This is a genomic window from Streptomyces sp. NPDC048479, from assembly GCF_040651435.1.
Lineage (GTDB): Bacteria > Actinomycetota > Actinomycetes > Streptomycetales > Streptomycetaceae > Streptomyces.
Map to the genome: position 1 here is coordinate 1 of NZ_JBEZKA010000016.1, position 23,709 is coordinate 23,709.

Annotated in this window: 17 protein-coding genes and 3 pseudogenes; 9 read left to right on the forward strand and 11 right to left on the reverse strand. The window is 67.9% G+C overall.

What is annotated here, in order from left to right; all coding sequences use genetic code 11:
* A pseudogene (locus AB0D12_RS23930) lies at positions 1-162 on the forward strand (ectoine/hydroxyectoine ABC transporter ATP-binding protein EhuA); the annotation flags it as partial.
* Between the two features lie 61 nt (positions 163-223).
* Here the strand turns inward: AB0D12_RS23930 and AB0D12_RS23935 are convergent.
* Positions 224-913 (reverse strand): class I SAM-dependent methyltransferase, encoded by a 690-nt coding sequence (locus AB0D12_RS23935; protein WP_362686826.1) that lies wholly within the window; start codon positions 911-913, stop codon positions 224-226.
* Positions 914-1,077: 164 nt separating this feature from the next.
* On the opposite strand from AB0D12_RS23935, the gene AB0D12_RS23940 reads away from it, so the two are divergent.
* Complete coding sequence (locus AB0D12_RS23940; protein WP_362686382.1) at positions 1,078-1,707, forward strand: CGNR zinc finger domain-containing protein; 630 nt, start codon at positions 1,078-1,080, stop codon at positions 1,705-1,707.
* Here AB0D12_RS23940 and sodX read toward each other — a convergent pair.
* Positions 1,611-2,030, reverse strand: coding sequence for a nickel-type superoxide dismutase maturation protease (sodX, locus tag AB0D12_RS23945; RefSeq protein ID WP_362686385.1), 420 nt, complete (start codon positions 2,028-2,030; stop codon positions 1,611-1,613). The two genes, AB0D12_RS23940 and sodX, sit on opposite strands and share 97 nt — an antisense overlap.
* 151 nt (positions 2,031-2,181) lie before the next feature.
* On the opposite strand from sodX, the gene sodN reads away from it, so the two are divergent.
* On the forward strand, positions 2,182-2,577 hold the full coding sequence (sodN, locus tag AB0D12_RS23950) for a superoxide dismutase, Ni (RefSeq protein ID WP_108152448.1): 396 nt from the start codon (positions 2,182-2,184) through the stop codon (positions 2,575-2,577).
* Between the two features lie 10 nt (positions 2,578-2,587).
* Here sodN and AB0D12_RS23955 read toward each other — a convergent pair.
* Positions 2,588-3,184: pseudogene (locus AB0D12_RS23955) on the reverse strand (site-specific integrase); the annotation flags it as partial.
* Between AB0D12_RS23955 and AB0D12_RS23960 the strand changes: the two are divergent.
* A pseudogene (locus tag AB0D12_RS23960) lies at positions 3,185-3,316 on the forward strand (IS30 family transposase); the annotation flags it as partial.
* A gap of 477 nt (positions 3,317-3,793) precedes the next feature.
* Here AB0D12_RS23960 and AB0D12_RS23965 read toward each other — a convergent pair.
* Positions 3,794-10,783, reverse strand: coding sequence for a polymorphic toxin-type HINT domain-containing protein (locus AB0D12_RS23965; RefSeq protein ID WP_362686388.1), 6,990 nt, complete (start codon positions 10,781-10,783; stop codon positions 3,794-3,796).
* Between the two features lie 362 nt (positions 10,784-11,145).
* Here AB0D12_RS23965 and AB0D12_RS23970 point away from each other — a divergent pair, with 362 nt between their 5' ends.
* Positions 11,146-14,298, forward strand: a complete 3,153-nt coding sequence (locus tag AB0D12_RS23970; protein ID WP_362686390.1) for a hypothetical protein — start codon at positions 11,146-11,148, stop codon at positions 14,296-14,298.
* 370 nt (positions 14,299-14,668) lie between these two features.
* Here the strand turns inward: AB0D12_RS23970 and AB0D12_RS23975 are convergent, their stop codons facing one another.
* Positions 14,669-15,844 carry a low temperature requirement protein A gene (locus AB0D12_RS23975; protein ID WP_362686392.1) on the reverse strand — a complete coding sequence of 392 codons (1,176 nt, stop codon included), beginning with the start codon at positions 15,842-15,844 and terminating at the stop codon, positions 14,669-14,671.
* A 237-nt stretch (positions 15,845-16,081) separates the two neighbouring features.
* On the opposite strand from AB0D12_RS23975, the gene AB0D12_RS23980 reads away from it, so the two are divergent.
* Positions 16,082-16,237 (forward strand): hypothetical protein, encoded by a 156-nt coding sequence (locus AB0D12_RS23980; protein WP_362686395.1) that lies wholly within the window; start codon positions 16,082-16,084, stop codon positions 16,235-16,237.
* A 14-nt stretch (positions 16,238-16,251) separates the two neighbouring features.
* Here the strand turns inward: AB0D12_RS23980 and AB0D12_RS23985 are convergent, their stop codons facing one another.
* Positions 16,252-17,214 carry a LysR family transcriptional regulator gene (locus AB0D12_RS23985; protein WP_362686398.1) on the reverse strand — a complete coding sequence of 321 codons (963 nt, stop codon included), beginning with the start codon at positions 17,212-17,214 and terminating at the stop codon, positions 16,252-16,254.
* Between the two features lie 179 nt (positions 17,215-17,393).
* Here AB0D12_RS23985 and snpA point away from each other — a divergent pair, with 179 nt between their 5' ends.
* Positions 17,394-18,053, forward strand: coding sequence for a snapalysin (snpA, locus tag AB0D12_RS23990; protein ID WP_362686401.1), 660 nt, complete (start codon positions 17,394-17,396; stop codon positions 18,051-18,053).
* Between the two features lie 138 nt (positions 18,054-18,191).
* Positions 18,192-18,668 (forward strand): group II truncated hemoglobin, encoded by a 477-nt coding sequence (locus AB0D12_RS23995; protein WP_362686404.1) that lies wholly within the window; start codon positions 18,192-18,194, stop codon positions 18,666-18,668.
* Positions 18,669-18,677: 9 nt separating this feature from the next.
* Here the strand turns inward: AB0D12_RS23995 and AB0D12_RS24000 are convergent, their stop codons facing one another.
* The 5 genes from AB0D12_RS24000 to AB0D12_RS24020 all read right to left on the reverse strand — a co-directional run bounded on the left by AB0D12_RS24000 (position 18,678) and on the right by AB0D12_RS24020 (position 22,874).
* The gene (locus AB0D12_RS24000) at positions 18,678-19,118 is read right to left on the reverse strand and encodes a DUF6304 family protein (RefSeq protein ID WP_362686407.1); all 441 of its coding nucleotides are present in this window, start codon (positions 19,116-19,118) and stop codon (positions 18,678-18,680) included.
* A gap of 101 nt (positions 19,119-19,219) precedes the next feature.
* On the reverse strand, positions 19,220-19,540 hold the full coding sequence (locus tag AB0D12_RS24005) for a hypothetical protein (protein WP_362686410.1): 321 nt from the start codon (positions 19,538-19,540) through the stop codon (positions 19,220-19,222).
* A 44-nt stretch (positions 19,541-19,584) separates the two neighbouring features.
* Positions 19,585-20,166 carry a dihydrofolate reductase family protein gene (locus tag AB0D12_RS24010; RefSeq protein WP_362686829.1) on the reverse strand — a complete coding sequence of 194 codons (582 nt, stop codon included), beginning with the start codon at positions 20,164-20,166 and terminating at the stop codon, positions 19,585-19,587.
* Between the two features lie 165 nt (positions 20,167-20,331).
* A complete protein-coding gene (locus AB0D12_RS24015; protein ID WP_362686832.1) occupies positions 20,332-21,363 on the reverse strand; it encodes a family 2 encapsulin nanocompartment cargo protein polyprenyl transferase in 1,032 nt (343 codons plus the stop codon).
* 86 nt (positions 21,364-21,449) lie between these two features.
* Entirely contained in the window at positions 21,450-22,874 is a 1,425-nt protein-coding gene (locus AB0D12_RS24020) for a family 2B encapsulin nanocompartment shell protein (protein ID WP_362686413.1), read from the reverse strand.
* A gap of 239 nt (positions 22,875-23,113) precedes the next feature.
* On the opposite strand from AB0D12_RS24020, the gene AB0D12_RS24025 reads away from it, so the two are divergent.
* Positions 23,114-23,704, forward strand: coding sequence for an N-acetylmuramoyl-L-alanine amidase (locus tag AB0D12_RS24025; protein ID WP_362686416.1), 591 nt, complete (start codon positions 23,114-23,116; stop codon positions 23,702-23,704).
* Positions 23,705-23,709 lie beyond the last annotated feature (5 nt).

A 23,709-nucleotide genomic window follows, 5' to 3' on the forward strand; every position in this document is an offset into this window, starting at 1 on the left:
ACCATGATCGTCGTCACCCACGAGATGGGCTTCGCCCGCGAGGTCGGCGACGCCCTGGTCTTCATGGACGACGGCGTCGTGGTCGAATCCGGCCATCCCCGCGACGTACTGACCAACCCCCAGCACGACCGCACCAAGTCCTTCCTCTCGAAGGTTCTGTAGCAACGCGAGAGGGGCGGTACGGACGTGATGTCCGTACCGCCCCTCTCGCGTTGTCCGGAAGCTACTTCACAGCCAGCAGCAGCGTGTCGGAGGGCGAGGCCCACACGGCGCGGGCCTCGCCGAATCCGGCCGTGCGCAGCGTCTCGGCGTGCCAGTGCGGGGACGGCATGTCCCCGTCGGCGTGCTCGCCGTAGATCTCGTAACGCTCGGCGGTCGGCCCGGCGAGTACGGGGTCCTCGGCGGCCAGGGCCCACCATCCGGACCAGTCGAGCGCACCGGCGGCCTTGGCCCGCTCCATGTGGGCGTGCCGGCGTGCCCGCTCGGCGGCGTTGATGCGCGGAGTGGTGCTGTCGATCATGTGGTCGGCGTTCATGAAGACACCGCCGTCCCGCACGAGCCCCGCGATCTGCCCGTACAGCGCGGTCAGCGGCTCGTTGTGCAGCCAGTGGAGGGCGGTGGCGGTGAGCACGGCGTCGTACTGGTCGTACGGCAGCTTGCTCACCCACTCGGGGTCCTTCAGGTCGGCGGTGACGAAGGTGATGCGCTCGTCGCCGTCGAAGTACCCCTCCGCGATGGTCAACAGGGCGGGGTCCAGATCCACCCCCGTACTGGTGGCCGTCGGGAACCGCTTGAGCAGCCGGTCCGTGATACTTCCCGTACCGCAAGCGAGATCCAGCACCCTCGGCTCGGGGCCCACCAGGTCCTCGACCATGTCCAGCATCACCCGGAACCGCTCCTCGCGGTCGGGCATGTACCACTCCTGCTGCCGGTCCCAGCTCTCCTGCCAGGCCCGCCAGTCGGTCCCCGTACCCGTCCCTGCCACCGTCTCCGCCACCGGAACCCTCCCGTCCGTAATACCCTCGAAGCATCATCAGCTGTTACGTCGACACTAGAACGCCGCGGTAAGGACTACAAGTGGAACTGGCCTATTACTCGGACTATGCCGTGCGCCTGGTCAACACCGAGGAGCCGGCTCGCAACAAGGACTCCCTCACCTCGGTCGAGTCCATTCGCGAGCTCTTCGGCGAGTCTTCCCAGGCCGCGCGCCGCGCCACCGACGCGGATGTCACCCGTTTCCGGTCCGTACGGGGCCGCCTGCGCGCGGTCTTCACCGCGGCCGACTCCGGCGACGAGACCCAGGCGGTCGACCTGCTCAACTCACTGCTGCTGGAGTTCCCGGTGAACCCGCAGATCTCGGGCCACGACTTCCGCAACGAGGACGGCCGCCCGAAGTGGCACATGCACCTGGCCGACCACCCGTCCAATGCGACGGCGGGGTACGCCGCGATCGCCGCGATGGGCCTCGCGTTCCATCTCACGGAGTACGGCGTCGACCGGCTCGGCCTCTGCGAGGCAGCACCGTGCCGCAACGCCTACCTCGACACCTCGACCAACCGCTCACGCCGCTACTGCTCGGACCGCTGTGCGACCCGCGCCAACGTGGCTGCCTACCGCGCCCGCAAACGTCTCGAGACGGAACGGTCCGCGAGCACGAGCCGCAGCGACGACGCCACCCAGGAGACGACCCCGCGAACCGACCGCTGATCCTCGGGCAGCGGCCGGTATCTGCCGCGCACCCGCCCCAGCAGCAACTCGTGGGGCACTGTGCCGAACAGCCGGCTGTCCCCCTCCGCCCCCGGATTGTCCCCGAGCACCCACCAGCCCTCCTCGCGCCGCTCGACGAGCCGCTTGACGATGAGCAGATCCTGTTGCAGCGGATGGCGCAGCACGGCGACGTCGCCGGCCTTCACCTCCGCGCCGTAGTGCACCAGCAGTTGATCGCCGTGCTTCAGCGTCGGGTACATGGAAGGACCCATCACTTCGGCGACCCCGAATGGCGCTCTCGGCTCCCGCCCCTGCTCAGTCATCCCGCCACCTCCGAGTCCCACGGTATGTTCGGCCACCGGTCCCATACTGACCCTGGACTTTTGTCCTAAGCCCTAGGGGGCACCCGCGAAAACGCGTCTCTCACGGAGTAATGTCCCACCTGAGAAGACGATCACGAGGAAGGACAGCTCAATGCTCTCCCGCCTGTTTGCCCCCAAGGTGAAGGTCAGCGCCCACTGCGACCTCCCCTGCGGTGTATACGACCCGGCCCAGGCCCGCATCGAGGCCGAGTCGGTCAAGGCCGTCCAGGAGAAGTACCAGGCCAACGAGGACCCGCACTTCCGGGCCCGCGCCACGGTCATCAAGGAGCAGCGCGCGGAGCTCGCCAAGCACCACGTCTCGGTGCTGTGGAGCGACTACTTCAAGCCCCCGCACTTCGAGAAGTACCCGGAGCTGCACCAGCTGGTCAACGACGCCCTGAAGGCGCTGTCGACCGCGAAGGCCTCGACGGACCCGGCAACGGGCCAGAAGGCGCTGGACTACATCGCCCAGATCGACAAGATCTTCTGGGAGACGAAGAAGGCCTGATCTTGGCCTGGGCGGCCTGACCCGCACTTTCGCGGGTCGCGTCGCTTACCTGTCCGCACCTGGTCCGCAAGCCGCCGAGAACGGCGTCGATGACGGACCGGGTGCGGTCTTCTTCCCCCCGGGCACAAGTGGGGATAGATCCGCAGGGTGATGACCGCGGACGCGTGGCCGAGGACCAGCTGAACCTGCTTGACGCCTGCCCCGCCGGCGATGAGTGCGGAGGCGTAGAAGTGGCGCAGGTCGTGGGTCACCATGTGCGGCAGCTCGCCGGGCTCGCGGCCCTCGCGCTCGGGTTCTTGCTCTCCGCCGTTTGGAGTTCGCGGCGGGCGCAGTTCCATTCGGTCTTCCAGCGGCGGTAGTTGAGCGGTTCGCCCTCCTCCATGGTGAACAGCCACTCCTTCGAGGGCCGTGCGGCGAGATGCGCGAGGAGCGCGAGGAGCGCGTCGGTGACGACCTCGCCGACGGGGACCGTGCGCCGGGACTTTCCGGTCTTCGGCGGGCCGATCAGGCCGGACTGCAGGCGCTGGCGCTCGACGCGGATGGTGCCGCGCTTGAAGTCGACGTCCGAGACCTTGAGGCCGAGCAACTCACCTATGCGCAAGCCCGCTTCCCCAAGGGAACCGACCTGTCCGTCCATACCCGCGAGCAACTGGCCGCCGCCGAACTCAACGGCCGCCCACGCAAAACGCTCGACTGGGAAACCCCAGCCGAGCGCCTGCATAGACTACTCGCCGCCTAACACAACCGATCACATGTTGCGACGATCCCTAGAAACCGCCGCCCTTGACGGGGCTTCACTTTTCCTGGCGTTATCGGCCGTCCTTGCGGGAGGTACTCCACGTCAGCGCTTCACCTGATCTAACGGTTACCCACGCCTCAGGGAACTCTAGAAGGATGCCACACACCTCACCTACGGAATTACGAATATCCGAAGTCGAGATGATTCTGTCGAATCCAGGGCTTCCGATCTGATCTACCTCCTCGAAAGCCCACGACTCGACGGGCCAGCACCATGCGGGCAATACCGGCCATCGGCCTTCCGAGACCTTCAAAGTCCAGTCCGTGCCGCAAGACAAAAGGATGGAAGGGTGCGCCTCCAACAGGAATTCCACGGCCTCGGCGGATGCGGCACCCTCGACGTCATCCTCTAGATACTTGACGACAAGCGCAGCCCGCACCCGCTGCCCGGCTCGCAGGCTAGGCGCGTTTCGCTCTGTCATTTCTTACACCCGCATGAGTAGGGAGTAGCTTGCTGGAACCAGCCGTTTGGCTTACTCATAGGGAACATGGTGACGAACTGGCCATCACCCTTCGTTACTAGAAGATCGTTCCCTCTACGGTAGAAGAAATAGTCGTTCCCGCCGCCATTCTTCGGATTCCATGGGCCTTGACGCACTTCGTCATGCGACCCGCGAACCCCTGCGATTTTGTCACGGAATCCCTGACGGGCAGAGGCATCGCCCGGGTTCAGGCCATAGTCCTGTGCATGCTTGCCCCACTTCTTTCCGAACTGCCCCTCATCGATGGAAAACTCAGGACCACAGTCGGTGTTGTGAACGAGTACGGGAGTTTCACCCGCCAGCACATAGTACGTGTGGAAACCGGCAACCGTGAGGTTGTAGGTGGGCACGTGTTTGGTGAAGGAGTGAATTTCCTTCACGGTGACAGTGGCACCGACATCGGTGCGTAGGGTCATGCCCGTCTTGAGGTCACCAGCATCGATCCAAGCATGCTTGGAGGCCACCCAGAACGGGTGCCCTTCGGTCGCGGTGAGCGAGTCGATGCCATCTTTTGTTTCGATCTTCAGATCGACGAGGTTCTTCTTGCCTTCGGTGACGAAGGTCGCGGTTACCTCTTGGGCTTTCGTCTGACCCGTTTCCGGGTCTGTTGCGATGACCTTCTCGCCGACCTTGATGTCTTCGATGTTCTTGGTGCTGCCGTCAGCCATCAGCACGTCTGTGCCGGCCAGGAAGCAGTTTCCGGTCGGAGGGCGTCCTGTTTTGAGACCTTCGAGCGCGACGACGACGTCTTGGACAAGGTGATAGGCGGCTTCGACGGCGCCACGAATTTTGGCGTCCCTATTGCACTCACTCGCGTGCTCAACGCAGTACAAGGCCGCGACGCGTTTGGCGCCTGCTACATCCCCCGTCTCCTCCAGATAGTCGGCAGCCTTCTCGCAGCCGAGACGGCCGTAGCAGAGCACGCCTCCGCTGCCATCCTCGGCGCCGTTGACCGTGGGTTGCCAGTACTCGCCGGACTGGTTCGGCTGCCTACCGTTGGTGTCCCAGCGCTTGAGAAGCCTCTGCGGTTCGTTGGTGTCTGGGGTGTTCTGGTCGACCCATTCATCAACTGCTTTCTGCTGACGCTCCGCATCGTGGTCGACTCCGCCGTTCTGTGCGGATGCCGGATCGTTCTCTTCTTTGTAGTCGCCGTATGTGCCGTTGCTTCCGGCGCAGTAGTTGGGATAGCAACTCTCCAGACCACTGGGGTCAGAGGCGGTTGTGGGGTTGTTGTTGGCGTAGCTGTAGCCGTTCAGGCTTTGGGGCTGCTCAAGACTGAGGAGGGGATCGACGGAAATGAATTGCCCGATCGAGGGGTCGTATTCTCGGGCGCCTATATGCGTGAAGCCGGTGGTGGGGTCGATGTCGCCGCCGACGAAGCCCTTCTGACCTGGCCAGAACGCCGGAGCTGTACCACGGGCGCCGCCGTAGGGCATCGACTTGCGGCGGTTTGCAGCAAGCGTAGTGGCGCTGATCGACAGCTGGTTGGTGTTGTGGTGGTCGGCTACCAGCAGCCGGACCTTGCCATCGCTGCTGGTGCGCACCGCGGAACCCCCGGGCACGCTGTAGTAGCGGGTGCCGGCCACGGTCTGGGTGGACTTGTTCAGGACCAGTTCCTGGCCGCCCGGCAGGTACAGGGTGGTCGCGTTCGGGTCGCGGCGGAGGAGGCGGGTGCCTTCGGCGTCGTAGAGGAACTTGGTGGTGGCGCCGGAGAGGGTGGAGGTGGCCAGTTTGCCTTCGTCGTTCCAGGTGAGGGTCTGGGCGGCGCCGGTGGAGGGGGTTTTGGTGAGCTGGTTGCCGGTGTTGTCGTAGGTGTAGTTGGTGGTGCCGGTGGTCCCGCCGGTGGCGATGACGGAGCGCACGCCGTGGGCCTGGGCGGCGCCCGTGGTGGTGGGGTAGGTGTGAGTGCGGGTGGTGTCCGCGGAAATGGACCCGGCCTTGTGCTGGGTTTCGCTCGCGCGCTGACCGGTGTCGGTGAAGGTCCAGCTGGTCCAGTACGGATCGACGGAGCCCAGCGCGGGGGTTCCGGTGCCGTCCACGGGCTTGGTGGTGCAGCCGTCGCCGGTGGTCCAGGCTTCGGACAACCGTCGTGCCCAGTCGTAGCTGAAGCACTGGTCGTCGAGGATGGTGCCGTCGTTCTGGTCGTCGCGGATGCGGGTGATGTTCCCCGCCGGGTCGTAGCTGTACTGGATGTTCGACAGGGTCGCCGGGCCGGTGCTCTCCCGGTCCACGATGGAGCGATCTGGTCGGCGGGTCACTGCGTCGTAGGTGTTGGTCTGGATGACCTGGGCGCCGCTGTTGCCCAAAGATGCCTGGGCCAGCTCCCCGAACGGGGTGTAGCCGGCGCCGCGCAGGTACACCTGAGACAGCGTGCCGTCGACGATCGCCAGCTGGTCCTGGGCTCCGTAGTGAGCGGTGACGGTCTCGGCGGGCAATGCGGTGGTGGCGTTGCTGTTGCCGGTGCTGTAGGTCGTGGTCAGCGGCAGGCCGTTCACCGCCGTCGAGGTGCCGGCCAGCGTGTAGGTGCCGGCGAGCTTCTCCTCCCCGACCACCGATGGCACGCTCACCCTCGTGCCGGTGACCTCCCCGGCACTGTCGTAGCCGGTGGCCTCGGTGGAGTAGGCGGGGTTGGGGGAGACGGTGGTGTCGTAGCGTACCGAGGTGGCGGGCAGGCCCTTACCGCCGGGTGCGGTGTCGTAGGTCCATTCGGCGAGCTTGGTGCCGGTGACCGAGTCCTTGCGCAGGCTGGTGGTGCGGCCGAGCACATCGTAGGTGGTGGCCAGCGTGACGCCTCTGGCGTCGGTGCTGGTCTGCACGCGCCCGTCAGTGCCATAGCCGGTGATGGTGGTGCCCGCGTCCGGGTCCGTGCTCTGGATCTTTCGGCCGCGCAGGTCGTAGGTGTAGGTCCAGGCGTTGCGCCCGGAGGTGTCTGTGACCTTGTTCAGATTCCCGGCCGCATCATAGGACCGGGTGGTCTTCTCGTACCCCGTGGCCGCATCGCCGATCAGGGGCGTGCGGTCCTTGTAGTCCCGCTGCTCGACCAATCGGCCGCGCACATCGCTCACGCCCAGGGTGGCGGTACCGCCGATGGGCGGCACGCTGGCGCTCCAGGTGGCGCCGTAGGTGTTGGTGGTGCGCCACTTCTCGACGTTGAGGGACAGGGTGATCGCAGCGGTAGGGCGGCCGCGGCCGTCGTACTCGGTGAGCGAAGCGCTGGGGACCTGGTTGTCGGTCACCACCAGCGCGGTGGTCGAGGCGGCGCTCGCGTTGTAGAAGGGAGCGTTGGTGCGGTACGCGCGGCCGTGATCGTCGTAGAAGGTGTCAATGACGACACGACCAGCTGTGCCGATGGCGTCGCTCTGCGACTGACGCGCGCGTAGCAACGAGTCATAGAGAGCGATGCCGGTGCCCCAAGTGCCGTTCTCGTACAGGGTCTTGGTAGTAACGGCGGACGGAGCGGTCGACGAGAGAGTGTAGGTAATGTCGACATTGGGGCTCAGGGTGGTGGCCCGCCCGGCCCGCCAACCCTTGACCAGGCGGCCGGCCGCGTCATACGCGGTGGTGGTGGTGCGGCCGTTGGCCTCGTCAGTGGCCTTCAGGATCAGACCGCGCAGACCGTCGAACTCGCTGCTCGTCGCGTAGCCCTTGGGGTTGGTGACGGTGACCTTGGTGGGCTGTGCGCCGCTGGTGGGAACGTAGTCGGTGGTCGTGGTCTGGCCGTCCTGGCCCTTGACAGTCTTGACCCGGCCGAGCGTGTCGTAGGTGCTCTGGGCGGTGGTCTCCCACACCAGGGCCCCGCCGGTGTCCGTCTTGGCAGCCTGCTCAGTCTTGGTCTCGTTCGCCTGCCCGACCTTCGGCGCGGTTCCGACGGCCTGCAGATCGTAGGAAGTGCGGGCGGAGCCGGTGACCGCGGTGGTGGCATACGCGCCAGAGCACGGCTGGTGGTTGGTCGTGGTGACCTGGGAGGGATAGCCGATCAGCCAGTTGGCGGTGTCGGGGGTGACATAGGAGGTGCGGGCGCACTTCGCTTCGACCGTGCCGGCGCCGTCGTCGCCTTCGGAAATGAGCAGCCCGTAGGTGGCGTCGTAGGTGCGGGTGGTGGTCAGGGTCCGCCAGGTGGTGTCGTCATCCTGCAACGTGGCGGCGGCCTCGGTGGCAGTGCCGGAGTAGTGGGCCGTCTTGGCCGGCAGCGCCGGGCCGGGATCGTTGGGCTTGTCGGGGTCGGTGATGCCGGTCACCGTCTGGGTGGCGGTGGCGCCGGACTGCCAGGGGGTGAAAGTCGCCTTCGCGACGACCTTGCCGCCGGGGCCGTCCTTGTCGAAGGTGCGCGACTGTGCCGCGCGCCCGGAGAAGTCGTCTCGGTCGGGGATCCCGTTAATGGTGGGGACGGGGCGGGCAGAGCCGTCGGCCAGGGTGTCGCCGGCCATGCCCGTGAAGTACGCCGTCTCAGACTTGGTGCGGTTCGTGGCCCCGACAAAGGTGCGCACGGTGCCATAGCCCCGGAACTCGGACCAGGTGCGGTGCTTGTCCAGCGTGAACTCGCCTGTGTCGCGCCGCCACTTCGGGCCGTCGGCGTACTCATACGAGGTGATCTTGGAGGCGGAGCCGGTGCCGAACGTGGTGTCGTCCTCCACGACCTGCGTCACCAGGTACTTGTGGAAGAAGTCCTTGACCGGGTCCACCGCGCCCTCGGGTGTCCACCAGGATGGATAGCACCGCTTGGCGTTGGTGTCCGGGGTGGGCAGGTTGCTGGTGGTGCACTCGGCGGCGCTGTAGGTGACCAGCGTCTGGCCGCCGGTCTCATTGGTGATCTCGGTGAGGCGCTTCTTGTTCAGCGGCGGTCGGCCCTCCGCCGCATCCACCCGATTCGCCCGCAGCTCACCGGTGAACGTCGTCTTGGGGAGTGTGATGTCGGCGAGTGCCCCGGCCTTCGCTGTGCGCTGGATTGAGTCCAGCCACATCGACGGCGAGGAGGTGTCCCCGGTGGCCGGGAAAGACTGGACCAGATTCCACGTGTCGACCGGCTGCATCGTGGTGCCGACCAGCGAGTACGTGTTGATCGAGCTCAGCCGCTTGCGGGACCAGAACACCGGCCCCGTCTGCAGGCACTGGGTGCTGCTGGTGCAGTTCAGGTCGACGGGGGTGTCGGGCCAGCTGGTGGCGTGGGCCTCGTCGAAGGTGCAGTCGGACAGGCAACGGTCGATGGAGGTAAAAGTGACCCTGCTGGCCGGGTTCGCCGCGCTGTAGACGGCGCCTGCCCGCAGCCCGTAGTCGATCTTGGTGAGGTAGCCGCCGCGATCGTAGGGTTGCGAGGCGTCGATCTTGTTGTTCTGCGCGTAGTACCCGCCCTCCTTCGCGTAGTACAGCGCCATCGCGTTGCCGTGCGGATCGACGACGTAGTCGAGGTTCCACCGCCAGCCCTGGATCTCGGCCGAGGAGGCGAAGTCTGCGGCATGACCCTGCTCGCCGGCGTGGTTGCCGTAGACCGGAACGGTGAACACCGAGTTCGTCTCGGCGTTACCACTGGCCCAGCCGGGCAGCCGGTTCTTGCCGAAGAAGTACTGGGTGCCGGTCTGCGTGGTGACCTTGAAGTACTCGCGGTCCGCATCCCCTGAGTTGTTGGCCTCCGTGTCGTAGAGGCGCTCCACCCGCGAGCCGTCATCGCCGGACAGCCGGCCGGTGTTGCCATTGGCGTCCCAGACGACCTGGTTGGAGGAGCCGTTGAGCGACAGGGTGGCGTTGTCCGACTTCCAGCACAGGTCACCGACCTTCTCGGTGTTGTTGCCACCCTGCTTGTCGTTCTCACACGAGGCGTACGTCCGTTCGACATAGCCGGGGGAGAACTCCCAGCCCTCACCGATCCACGTCGACTGGTTGTTGGTGGACGCGGTACGACCATCCACGGCGGAGGAGTTGTAGTTCAGCGCCACCTTCGGCGCCAGGCCACCCGGGGCAGAAGGGACACTGAGCGGCACATTCCAGGCGAAGCCGCCGGAGTTGCCGCCCGCCGACCACGATCCGGACGGCGCCAGCGAGGTCGCTGCGAACGAACCCTCGCCGCCGCTCGCCGCGGCGGTCGCCGCGAGCAGCACCGGCGGACCGTCGGAGGCTGCGAGGGTGGACGTCCTGGCCGCCGCGGGCAGCGGAGCGGTACCGCTCAGGGTGTTGCGGTTGGTGTCGTTGGTGGTGGGCAGCGCAGTCGCTGTGCGGCAGGCCGGCTTGTCGGGGGTGGTCAGGGCGCAGCCGGGCAGGGTGGCCAAGTGCAGGCGGGAGGACCAGCCGGCGCCGTAGGCGTCGCGAATGCTGGAGTAGTCGACCTCGATGCGGGCACCGCTCGCACCGCGCTCGCCGTCGGTGCGCTGGACCTGCAGGAGCAGCCCCTCAACCCCGGCGCGCCGCGCGGCCGTGCGGTCGAGTAGTTTCACTCCGAGTTTTGTTGGGGCAGTGCCCGCGAGGGTCTTACCGACCGAAGCGCCGACCTTGACGGGCAGGCTCCCGGCGCGCTGCTTGCTTCCGGCGGTGGCGGCGGCTGTCGTCAGGTCCACTTCTGTGCGGCCGGGCTGGGGCCAGGTCACCGGGGCCGGCTTCCAGGGTTTCGACGACGGCGTCACCGGCCGCTTGCGCGGGGCGAGGTCGGTGCCCTCGACCGAGGTGGTCTTGGGTATGGCCCGTACCCGGTAGTCGCTTGCGGCCGCCCAGACGGGCGAGGTCAGCAGGGACACCATCAGCGCGGCGGAGGTCGCCCCCACCACAGACGTCCGCGCACTGCCCCGCTGAGAAAGGCGGGTTCTTCGACGAGAAAACGGCACGGCGAACGCCCGGCGCAACGACATGTATCCCCACCCCAACAAGATCAATCGCGAATAGCTTGCACATCTAAGCGAGGCGGGACAGATCCCCGCAAGGGTTTGAGACAACAGTTTCAACTGGGCCGAGCCCGTCGGCCGCCAAACGCTTCGAAACGCACGTCAGACGTCACCAGTTGAGCTGATCAGCCTTGTCTGGCCCCACTCTGAATTGGGATCCTTCGCACAGGTGCTGTTCCGCAGATCCAGTTTCGGTGCGCCGTATGGAACGCGGGAGGTGTCGCATAATCTGCGCAGTTCAAGCTCGCCTTCAGGGCGACCCACGAGAGGTCCCGATGGAACACCGCAGATTCTGGGCCAGTGGCCTCAGACGCCCAATAGCCACCGCGATGGCCTTGGGCATTCCCCTGGCCGCGGCCACCGCACTCACTCTCCCCACCGCCGCCGCCGCGAGCGATGGCAGATCGAACTCGACTCCGCCCATGGCAAGTTCGGAGCTGAAGGCGTTCAAGCTGGCCGTCGAGTCGGGGCAGCGCGTGGAGATTGTGGACCAGCGAGAGGAGAGCCGGGAGGTCTTCGCCAACCCGGACGGCACCACCACGCGCCGCCAGTACGCCGCCCCCGTCTGGACCCGGTACGAGCGCCAGTGGCAGAAGGCCGACGACACGCTGGTCCGCCACCCCGATGGCACGGTGGGCCCGGCCGCGCCAGTCTTCGGCATCACCTTCTCCGGAGGCGGCAGTGCCCCCATGGCCGCCATGGCCAAGAACGACATCAAACTTGCGCTGAGTTGGCCTACCACGCTGCCGGAGCCGACCCTGGCGGGCAACACCGCGACCTACAAGTCGGTACTACCAGAAGTTGACTTGAAGCTGATCGCAGAGGTGGACGGCTTCGCCCAGCACCTGATCATCCACACCCCGCAGGCGGCCGCCAACCCGGCACTGAAGAGCATCCGACTCGGCATCACCGCACAGGGGGTGAGCCTGGACGACGACGCCGGGGACAACCTCCTCGCCAAGGACGCGGCGGGCAACGTCATCTTCAGGGCGCCGAAGCCCAAGATGTGGGAGCAGCCCCCAACCCAGGCTGACGGCACCGGTGCCAAACCTGCGCCGTCCCCGGCCAGGGCGCTGGCCGCCGACGCCGTGGACGGGGAAGCCCCGGCGTCGGCGCCGGTGGCCGCCGACGTCACCGGGAACACTCTCACCTTGACGCCCGATGCCGAACTGCTGGCCGACGCCGACCAGTTCCCGCTCATCGTCGACCCGATCTTCTCCGGCGGTTCTCGGGAAAAGTGGGCGGTGGTCTACTCCGCCGAGCCATCCGGGACCTTCCCCAACGGTTCGGGCTGGAACTCCTCCAACCCCGCCGATGAGCCGCGGGTCGGCAACAACGGCGACGGCCGCACCCGGTCGTTCTTCCAGATGAACACCGGCGGCCTGGGTGGCGCTGACATCCTCGACGCCACCTTCGCGGTGCGCGAGACCCACTCCTGGGGCTGCAGCGCCTCCGACGCCGGACCCACCGAACTGTGGAGCACCAACTCCCTGACCACCACGCCCTCCTGGAACACCAACAACGGCTGGTGGACCACGAAACTCGACGCCGACTCCTTCGCCGGCGGCAACGCGACCTACTGTCCGGGTGTGCTGGGCCACGACTTCAAGAGCGCCGCGCTGACCGGCGCCGTCCAGCAGGCCGCCGATGGCGGCTGGAGCAACCTGACGCTGGGGCTGCGAGCCGCCGACACCCACGAGGGCAGCGTCAACAGCTTCAAGCGCTTCGAGAACGACCCCGTCCTGGAGGTCACCTACAACTTCCTGCCCACTGTGGCCAACCAGGCAGCCTATGAAGGAAGTTGGGTGCCCAGTGCGGAGGAGAACAAGCTGGTGCCCTGCGGCGGCATCATCGGCAACAGCGGCCTGGCGCTGACCGCCAAGCTCACGGACAAGGACGGCGGCACCATCACCCCGCAGTTCTCGGTCACCAACGCCACCACCGGCGCCGCCGTACCCGTCACCAACGGCGCCGCCGTCTCCAGCGGCAAGACCGCCACCGCCAGCGTCTCCGCCGCGAGCCTCGTGTCCGGCAGCTACAAGTGGAAGGTACGCGCCAAGGACGGCGAGACCACCTACAGCCCCTACACCGCAGATTGCGCCTTCAACGTCGACCGCCAAGGCCCTACCGCCAAGGTCACCATCACTCGCACCGACGGCACTCCGGCCGGCGATCCCACCGTGAAGTACCCGGCCCGCAAGACGGTCCGCTTCAAGGTCTCCAACCCCGCCACCGACCTGGCCGGGTTCTGCTGGGCCGCCGACCACCCCATCTCCGTCTCCAGTGAGCGCTGCCACGCGGCCAACTGGGTCCCCGTCGCCTCCGGCGCCACCACTGCCACCATCGATGTCATCCCCACCGGCTACCCCAACACCGCGCTGCACGTCCTGGCCTACGACAAGGCCGGCAACCACTCCCCGCTGGACAACGGCGTCGAGACCACGATTCTGGCCACCACCAAGGCGGACTTCGTCTACGCGCCCGGGCAGAACCCCGCCACCGGCCTCGCCCGAAAGGACCTGCACGGCGACCTCACCGGCGACGGCTACCCTGACCTGTTCGCCACCGACAGCAACAAGCAACTCCTGCTCTACGCCGGCGACGGTACCGGCGCCATCGCATCCGCGCAGATGGTCGGGACCGGCGGTTGGGACTACTCCCTGGTCGCCCACGGCGGCGACCTCGCCGGCTTCACCGGCACCACCGCCGCACCGGACGGCTACGAGGACACGATCGCCCGGCTGCGCGACGGCAAACTCTATCTTTACCCCGGCAATGGCCTGGGCACCCCTTGGACCTGGTCCCGCACCGAACTCGTCCACGCCGACCTCAACAGCGGCACCGACTGGCGCCGGACCCGCCAGATCCTCACTCCCGGTGACATCGACAAGAACAACACCGCAGGTCACGCTGGCGGCAACGACCTGATCACCATCGAATGCACCACTGACATCGGCGCCAACAGCTACTGCGCCAACGCCGAACTGTGGCTCTACACCGGCAATACCCTCGCCGACGGCACCACCGACCAGACCGAACCCTTCGACCTCACCAACCGCACCAAGATCGGCAGCGCGGGCTGGCAGAACCTCAACGTCCTCGCCGTCGGCGACCAGAACGACGACGGCATCATGGACATCGTCACCCGAGACCCCGCCGCCTCAACCCTGTACCTCTACCCCGGGAAGATCACCAGCGGCGTCTACGCCCTCACCACCCGCACCAGCTACGCAGGCCAGGGCTGGAACCTCACCAACCGCCCCCAGCTGGCCTCCGCGGGCAACGCCCAAGGCGCCGTGACTATCAACACTTACACCGACCCCGACGATCCCACCAACCCGGTCACTTACCGCCAGTTCCAGCCCAAGACCGGCGAACACTACGGCGACATCTGGGCCACCACCGACGCCGACCCCGACCTCGTAGTCAGCTACGTCACCGCCAGCGGAACCGCCGCGACCACCACCTGCCCCACCGGCTGCCTCCTCTTCTACCCCGGAGGACCCACCACCCACCGCACCCCCACCCTCGTAGGCGCCGCAAGCTGGAGCACCAACATCACCGCAATCCACTGACCCACCCAAGAGACCAACACGCCACGCTGCCCCGATCAGGGCAGCGTGGCGAGCGCGGGTCACGACGGCGTTGCCCATGCGTCGTGCTTCGGATTGTCGACCAGTCCGCACGCAGTCCGCAGGACACTCGCTCGTGACCGTCGCAGCCCGTCGCCAGTAATCGCTAAGAGGCCAGGTCAGCGCCCCACAGCAATGATCGCTGCAGGTCGCCGACTCGCCCCGTTAGTTGGAGACCAAGAAGGCCTGATCTTGGCCTGGGCGGCCAGACCCGCGTCTTCGCGGGTCGCATCGCCTACCTTTCCGCACCCGGGTCCGCAGGCCGCCGAGCACGGCGTCCATGACGGAGCGGGTGCGGTCTTCTTCTCCAGCCTCACGCCCCGCCCGTCTCTGCGGCCCGGTCCTTCCGGCTGCGCAGGACCACCATTCCCGTCACCGCCGCGGCCAGTAGCACCAGCGCGACCAGTGCCGGCATCAGGACGACGACCGCTCCCGCGCACAGGCAGCCGAGCCCGCCGGCGATGAGGATCACAGACCTCCGGCCACCGGTGCGCAGCAGGATCGCAGCTGCCGCCAGCAGGAAGAGACCCACGCCTCCGGCGAGCGCCCAGGCCACCACCCCGTGCAGCGGTTCGGACAGGTCGTAGTGCTCGGTGTCGGCGACCTGGTGGAGCACCGTCTTCATGCCCAGGGCGGTGAGTACGACTCCCGCGACGAGCGGCAGGTGCAGGAACGTGTAGGCGTCGCGGGCCAGCCGGGTGCGGGCATCACCGTCCAGAGTGGTCAGCCGGTGTTCGGCCGGTTCGCTGATCTGCCGGAAGTACACGCGCCACAGCCCGGCGACGACCAACAGGCCCGCGGCTGCAGCTGCCAGCACCGGCATGGTGAGGGGAAGTCCGGACACCCCCACACCGATCGCAACGATGGACTCGCCCAAGGCGATGATCACGATCAGGCCGTGCCGCTCGGCGAAGTGCCCCGGCGAGGTGACACGCCAGCCCGATGACCCCGTGACATAGATCCCGAGGTAGTCGATCACGACCGCGCCGAGCCACAACAGCACCTGCGTGGTGCCGGTGAACGCGCTGCCGATCAGCAGCAGTACGAACGGCGGCGCCACCGACAGCAGCGCCGTCCGGCGCAGCGTCACATGGAGCGCCTCGTCACCGGGGCTGGAGATCCAGTAGGAGACCAGGTGCAGGATCCGGACCGCGCCGTAGCTGAGCACGAACACCAGTGGTGCGGACAGGCCGCCGGGCGCGTCGGTGTAGACCTCCGGGACGGCCAGTGAGACGACGAGCACCACCGCCATCACCGCGACCAGCACGGCGAACATCCCCCCGGTGTCGGCTCGCACCACATTGCCCAGCCAGGCGAAACAACACCAGCACCACCACAGCAGTGCCAGCACCACGGCCGCGCCGAGCATCCGAAGCAGGCTCGGGTCGGCCGCCATCAGGGCGGTGACCTGAGTGATCGCGTACACGAACACCAAGTCGAAGAACAGCTCGGCAGGCGTCACCCGGTGACTTCCCTCGGTGGCAATCATCCGGGAACGCTCTCTACCTGTCGCCACGGCCTCTCCCCCTCTGGAGCCCACCACTCGGTCCGGTCGGCCACGCGCGGAAGGATACCCACGGCGGCACCGTCGGCGGCGTGACAAATCGAGGCGCCATCAGTTCGCCGAGCCGCCCGCCGCCGTCGCGCATCGGCCCTGGAATTCAGCTCCAGTGCGTCCGGTAGCCCGGCGGGCGCAGCATCCGAGCAGCTGTTCGTCCGTCGCCGGGTGCGTACGGGTGAGCAGGGCGCCGACTCGGTCGAGACGCTCGGCGTGTGTGTGGGCATGCTGGGCTACGACTTCGATGTCACCGGGCCCCCTGAACTGCTCACTCATCCACGGGAGTTGGCGGGGCGCTACGCCCGTTCGACGCCACTGGAGTGATCGCCGCACCGCCCTCAGGCCGCGGGCGCGTGCAGTAGCGGGCTCTTGTGCCGCAGCAGCCACTGCCGGTACGCGGCCGCGCGCAGGGCCGCCTCCCGGTACGCCGCCTCCAGCTCCTCGTACACCGCTGCGTACAGCTCCACGCACGCTCCGGGTCTGGAGAACAGCAGCAGCCGCACGGCGAGCGGGTCGCCACGCAGCGGACGGATCGCCATGTCCTCGCGCGGTCCCGAGGTCGGCTGGCACGGCGCGACCGCCTCGCCGACCGCGATCAGGGACGCGGCGGTGAGGTAATCCCCGTGCAGAACAGGCGGGTTGAGGCCCGCGGCGCCGAGCACTCGGCGCAGCCCGTCCCATTCGCCGTCCACTGTCGGGTCGACCATCCAGCGGTCCCCGGCCAGATCGGTCAGCTCCACGACGGCTGCGGCGGCCGCCGGATGGTCGCGGGCCATCGAGATGAACTGCGGCTCGCGTTCCACCAGTACGCGTACGGCCAGTCCGTCGGGCACCAGGAGCGGACAGCCCTCCACCTCGTGCACGAAGGCGACATCAAGCTGACCCGCGGCGACCATCCGCAGCAGCGCGTTGGCGGAGACGTCCATATGCAGCGAGATTTCGGTTCCGGACAGCCGCTCGCGCAGCCGGCGCAGCCAGCCTGCCAGCGCGCGGCTGGCGGTCGAGCCGACGCGCAGCCGAGGGCCGCCGGCCCGCGCCGCGGCCGCCTTGGCCTCCACGACGAGCGCGGCCATTTCGGCCACCAGCGGGCGGGCCCGGCTCAGTACGGAGCGGCCCAGCGGGGTCGGCCGGCAGCCGGTGCGTTCACGCGAGAAGAGCTCCGCGCCGAGGGAGTTCTCGATACGCCGCAGCTGCGTCGTCAAGGACGGCTGGCTCATGCCCAGTTGTCGGGCGGCTTTGTGCAGGCTGCCGCTGTCCGCTATGGCGCACAGCGCACGGAGGTGCCTCACCTCGAGCTCCATGACCCGAGCGTAGAGCTGCCTCAACTGTCACACCAGACACACGAGTTGGGGCACACAGGGCAGAACTGGACAGGGTGATGCGCTCGTGCTATCGGCAGTTGGCATCATCCGGAACGCATCAGGCTCCTCAACACTCTCCCCAAGCAAACCCGTTCATCGGATGAGCAGGAGCCCCCCACATGCGTCACTCCAGAACCGTACTCTCCGCCGCCCTCGGCATCGGCCTCGCCGCCGCGCTGAGCGCGGTGCCCGCGACCGCAGCCACGACGACGGCCAACTCCCCTACGGCCGCCGCCTCTTCGTCGTACTCCGCCTACGCCGGCTCGTCGGCGAATGCCAAGGCGACGAAGGCCTTCTTCGACGCCGTCGTGAAGTCGGTCGCCGAGAAGCGCGCCGCGAACCCCGGCGCGCAGGCCGTGACGGTCGTCTACAGCACCAGCAGCGCACCCAGCTTCCGCAGCCAGATATCCCAGAGCACCCAGATCTGGAACAGCTCCGTCAGCAATGTGAAACTGCAGGAAGGTTCGGGTGCGGACTTCTCCTATCGCGAGGGCAATGACTCCCGCGGCTCGTACGCCAGCACCGACGGGCACGGCCGCGGCTACATCTTCCTCGACTACGCGCAGAACCAGCAGTACAACTCCACCCGGGTCACCGCCCATGAGACCGGGCACGTGCTCGGCCTGCCGGACCACTACTCGGGCCCGTGCAGCGAACTGATGTCGGGCGGCGGCCCCGGCACGTCCTGCCAGAACGCCAACCCGGATACGCAGGAGCGTGCCCGGGTGGACGCCCTGTGGGCCAACGGCCTGGCGGCGGCGATCGCCCGCGTCTCCTGACCGGTCCCTGAGCACGAGAGGCGCCCCGCCGACCCACGGCGGGGCGCCTTCTGCTCTCGGCGGAAGTAGTCGGAAACGCTTGGGCCCGCGGACAGGGCCGTGAATCCTGGGACCCACACGCCGGAGCCAGGAGGACCCGTGACCGAAGAGACGGACAGGCCGGACGAACGTCCCACGACGCTGTTCGAGGCCGTGGGCGGCGCGGACGCGCTGCGGCGGCTGAGCAACACCTTCTACGACGCCGTCCTCGCCGACCCGCTGCTCGCCCCCGTCTTCGCCGACTTCACCCCCACCCACATCGAGCATGTCGCCGTGTGGCTGGCCGAGGTCTTCGACGGACCTGCCCGCTTCACCGCCGAGCTCGGCGGCCACCAGGCCCTGCTCCGCGCCCACCTCGGGCTCTCGATCACCGAGGAGCAGCGGCTGCGCTGGATGCAGCTGATGACGGACGCGGTGGCGAAGGAGCTCCCGGACGACGAGCTGCTGCGCCGCCGGGTGGTGGAGTACTTCGACTGGGGTACGAAGATCGCCCGTGGGGTCTCGGCCGACGCGGTGGGCACGGATCTCGGCGATCCGGGCCCGACGCCGCGCTGGGGCTGGAACGGAGTGCGCTGAGGGCCTCCGTCAGGCACCCACCGGCGCCGACTGCCCGAGCTCCGCACCGGGCGGCAGCTGGCCTCGGATATGGCTGAGGGCGTCGTCGAAGTCACCACCGGCGACGCCGGATTCGTACGCGGCTCCGCCGTAGTGCAGGGTCAGATTGAGGTCGGCGCGGTCGAGCTGTCCGTCCGGCTGCGCCTCGCCGAGCGTCAACAGGCAGCTGAGCGTGGCCCGTTGGACCGTGCCGTCCGAGTGGACGGGCAGTGGCATGTCCCACTCCAGTACACAGGAGGACAGCACCCCGCTCAGGCCCACCGGCTCGAGCGTGGCGAAAGTCGCCCCTCCGTACTCGATTCCCCTGATGTGCGTACGCAGTTGCTGCCCGTGCGCCGCTATCGTGACCGCTTCCGCGCCCAGCCGGTCGCGGTACCAGCCCGCCCAGACTTCCGTCGACTCCGATGACATGGCGCGGACTGTAGCGGTACGACTGCTTCCGCCGAACAGCAGGGATGCCTCAGGTGATCCCGACCCCTGCGCCGGGCTCCTTGCCGGGCCCCGCGCCGACCTCAGTCGCCCGGTCGGCCGACCGGCTTCCCGGCCACGTTCTCGTTCGCCCTCTCGGCCGAGTTCTCCACCGGCTTCTCGGCCGGCTTCTCGGCCGACCGATGGGCCGCCTTCCTGTTCGGCCACCTGTACGGCTTCTCGACCACTTCCTCGGCGTGCTCGGCGCACTCCGGATTACGGCAGGGGCCGGGGCCCCACACGGGGACGAACGCCCCTAGCGTCTTGTGTCGTCTGATGGCCGTGCCGACAGGCTGTCCGCAGGCGGGGCACACCCTCTCCCCAGCCTGCGGGCTGCGGACGATCCGGCGTCCTTCGCTGCCCATACCTCCAGGATATGGCGGTATGGGCGGGCCGGACAGCCCTGCGGTCACAGCTCCCTGCGGTACTTCCTGACGATCACGCCATTGTCGAAGGCGCGCACGGAGTCGAGCGCGAACTCACCGATGCCGAACTCTGCGGCGAACATGGGCATGCCCGCGCCGAGGATCACCGGGTAGGTCTTGATGACGAGCTCGTCGACCTCGCCCATCAGCTGTCCCGCCAGGTTCGCACCGCCGCAGAGGTAGATGCCGAGCCCGTCCTCCTGCTTGAGCTCCCGGATCTTGGCCACCACATCGCCGGAGACGATCTCCACATGCGGGTCGGGCGACTCCTTGATGCTCCGGGACGCCACGTACTCCCGCAGATGTGCGTACGGGCTGGTGACCTTGACGTCCAGGGCGAGGTCATAGCTGGCCCGGCCCTGGATGATCACGTCGAACTCGCTGTTCGGCGCGTCGTCCACACCGAGCGCCTGGCGCCCCATGGTCGGCAGGGTGTCCGGGCATTCCGTCCTGAGGTACTCGAGGAAGTCCCCGGTCACGAACGGCATGAAGAAGTCCGCCTTGCCGTCCGGGGCTCCGATGAAGCCGTCGATCGACGCGGCGATGAAGTAGCTGAGCTTTCGCAAGCCGGTCCTCTTTGTCATGGGGTGATGGGAGTGGCCGCAAGGCGTGGGGTTTCCCCTGCCGCAACCACTCCACCCATAGTGCTCCACTTGTAGTGGTTGCGCAAGACATTTCCCGGGGAGGGAAACGGATGCCTCAACTCCGGTGCGGCTCGCGCCACATGGGCCTCAGCGTGTGCGGCGAGTGACGAATTCGGCCAGGGACAGCAGATCGCCCGCCGCCGACAGGTCCGGCACCGCGCGCGAGAGCTCATGGACGGCACCCGCCATCCGGTCGGCCGCCTGCAGCTGCGCCCAGTCGCGGCCGCCCGCACGGTCGACCGCCTCGGCGGCACGGCGGACTGCCGAGGCGTCCATGGGCCCGCGGTAGAGCTGCGCCAGCTCGGCGCCCGCCGGGGTGCCCGATGCCAGCGCCGCGACCACCGGCAGGGACTTCTTGTGGGCCGCCAGATCGGCGCCTGCCGGTTTGCCCGTCTGGTCGGGGTCTCCCCAGATCCCGACCAGATCGTCGATGAGCTGGAAGGCGAGCCCCGCCTCCCGCCCGAAAGCGTCCATGGCAGCCACCTCCTCCTCACCCGCGCCCGCGTACAGCGCGCCGAGCGCGCACGCACAGCCGAGCAGCGCCCCGGTCTTGGCCGTCGCCATGCCGAGGCACTCCTCCAGGGAGACCTCGTGCGGCGCACGCTCCTCGAAGGCGCAGTCCGCCTGCTGTCCGGCGCACAGCTCGACGAGACAGGCCGCGAGCCGCTTCGACGCGGCGGCCGACGCGGGGTGCCGGTCCTCGGCGAGCAGCTGCAGCGCGAGAGCGAGCAGCGCGTCGCCCGCGATGATGGCGGCCGGGGTACCGAAGACCGTCCAGGCGGTGGGGCGGTGCCTGCGGGTGGTGTCCTCGTCGATGACGTCGTCGTGGAGGAGCGTGAAATTGTGCGCCAGCTCCACAGCGGCAGCCGCCCGTACAGCCGGCTGCGGGTCTCCGCCCAGCGCCCGGGCGGCGGCCAGTACGAGCGCGGGCCTGATGGCCTTGCCCGCTGCTCCCGCGGTCGGCGTGCCGTCGGCGTGCTCCCAGCCGAAGTGGTACATCGCGACGGGGCGTATGGATGCCGGCAACGACTCGACGGTCGTGCGCAGCTGCGGATCGACGGTGCTTCTGGTGCGTCCGAGAAGCGCGACGGCCTCGCTGCCCTCGACGGTGTCCTGCATGGTCAACTCAGCGGTCCTTTCGAGGTGTTGGGCCGAGCTGTCGGGCCGGGGGCGTCGCGTGGCACCGGGCCCCCGGCCGCGTCGGTTCACCGCCAGCGGCTGACCTCGACGTTCTCCAGGACGCCGAGCGCGTCCGGCACGAGCACCGCCGCCGAGTAGTAGGCCGTGACCAGGTAGGAGATGATCGCCTGCTCGTCGATGCCCATGAAGCGCGCGGACAGGCTCGGCTCGATCTCGTCCGGGATGCCGCTCTGCTGCAGTCCGATGACGCCCTGATCGGCCTCGCCCGTACGCATACAGATGATCGACGTCGTACGGGCGTCGCTCACCGGGATCTTGTTGCAAGGGAAGATCGGCACGCCGCGCCAAGCCGGCACATGATGCCCGGCGACCTCCACAGTCTCGGGGACCAGCCCGCGCTTGTTGCACTCGCGCCCGAAAGCGGCGACGGCCCGCGGATGGGCGAGGAACAGCTTCGACCCGCGCCGCCGCGACAGCAGTTCGTCCATGTCGTCGGGGCTCGGCACACCGTCGTGCGGCTGCAGCCGCTGACCGTAGTCGCAGTTGTTCAGCAGGCCGAACTCCCGGTTGTTGACGAGCTCGTGCTCCTGGCGCTCCCGCAGCGCCTCGACCGTGAGCCGCAGCTGCTGCTCGGTCTGGTTCATCGGCTGGTTGTAGAGGTCGGCGACGCGGCTGTGGACCTTCAGAACGGTCTGGGCGACGCTCAGTTCGTACTCGCGCGGCGCCCCTTCATAGTCGACGTAGGTGTGCGGTACGACGGCTTCGCCGATATGGCCGGCGGACAGATCGATCTCCGCCTCGCCGTACTTGTTGGTCCGCTGCTGCGGCAGTTCGGAGAGCCCGGCCAGATGCGTACGCAGCGACTCCTCACGCTCCGCGAGGTTCAGCACATCGTCCCTGGTCAGGACGAGCACGGTGCATGCGGTCGCCGCGCGTGCGGTGTACTCCCAGACGGCTTCCCGGTCCGTGAGCGTCCGGTCGCCGAAGTACGCACCGTCGGCGAGGACGCCGAGCACCGCCTCGTCGCCGTACGGCCCGGTGCCGAGCTGCTCCACCCGGCCGTGCGCCAGGAGGAAGACGCGGCCCGCTTCCGAGCCGGATGCGGCCAGCACCTCGCCGGGCGCGAACTCCCGTTGCTCACAGCGGTTCGCCAGCTCGGCGAGCACCGCCTCGTCGCCGAACTCCCGCAGTGCGGGCAGTTCGCCCAGCTCGGCGGGGATGACCGCCACCCGGTCGCCGGTCTGCACGAACGTCACGCGTCCGTCGCCGACCGAGTAGCTCAGGCGGCGGTTCACCCGGTAGGTACCGCCCTGTACTTGCACCCACGGCAGCATGCGCAGCAGCCACCGTGAGGTGATCTCCTGCATCTGCGGGGCCGATTTGGTGGTGGTCGCAAGGTTCCGCGCGGCTGCCGTACCGAGACTCTGCTGCTGCGCCGTCTGCTGCCCGCGGATCTCGTCGCCGACCGGACCAACCGAACCAACCGACATAGGACTCCCTCTCGATCATGGGGTCTGACCTGCGAAGGGAAGCCTTCCAGCACAGCGAGTTCCAGCGCCATTACACAAATGAGTGGGACTGGATCGGGTGGGCTCGGGGCACTGTCCGGATCGGCTCGCTCACCGGTGAACGGATGGTCCTTCCACCGGAGTTCGGGTACAAGCACGATACGGAGCATTCCGCCCGGAACATTCCGCTCCGATCCCCTCACCCCCACAAGGAGACGGCCATGTCACCACCCATGTCCGCGAACAGCTTCCTCGACGTCCTGCGCGACGAGGGGCTGACGGTCGTCGAAGTCGGCGAATGGCGTACGCACAACCGCAACCACAAGGGCCCCTGGGGCCCGGTCCACGGCGTGATGATCCATCACACCGTCACCAAGGGCTCCGCGAGCACCGTCCGTATCTGCCGGGACGGGTACGCGAGCCTGCCGGGTCCGCTCTGTCACGGCGTCATCACCAAGGACGGCAGAGTCCATCTCGTCGGCTACGGGCGCGCCAACCATGCGGGTCTGGGCGACGACGACGTGCTGCGCGCGGTCATCGCGGAGAAAGCCCTCCCGCCGGACAACGAGGCGAACACCGATGGAAACCGCCATTTTTACGGCTTCGAGTGCGAGAACCTCGGCGACGGCGAGGATCCATGGCCGGCGGTCCAGCTGGAGGCGATCGAGAAGGCCGCGGCGGCGATCTGCCGGCACCACGGCTGGACCGCGCGGTCGGTGATCGGCCACCTGGAATGGCAGCCGGGGAAGGTCGACCCGCGGGGCTTCACGATGAACTCGATGCGCGCACGCATCGACGAGCGTCTGAAGTGACAATA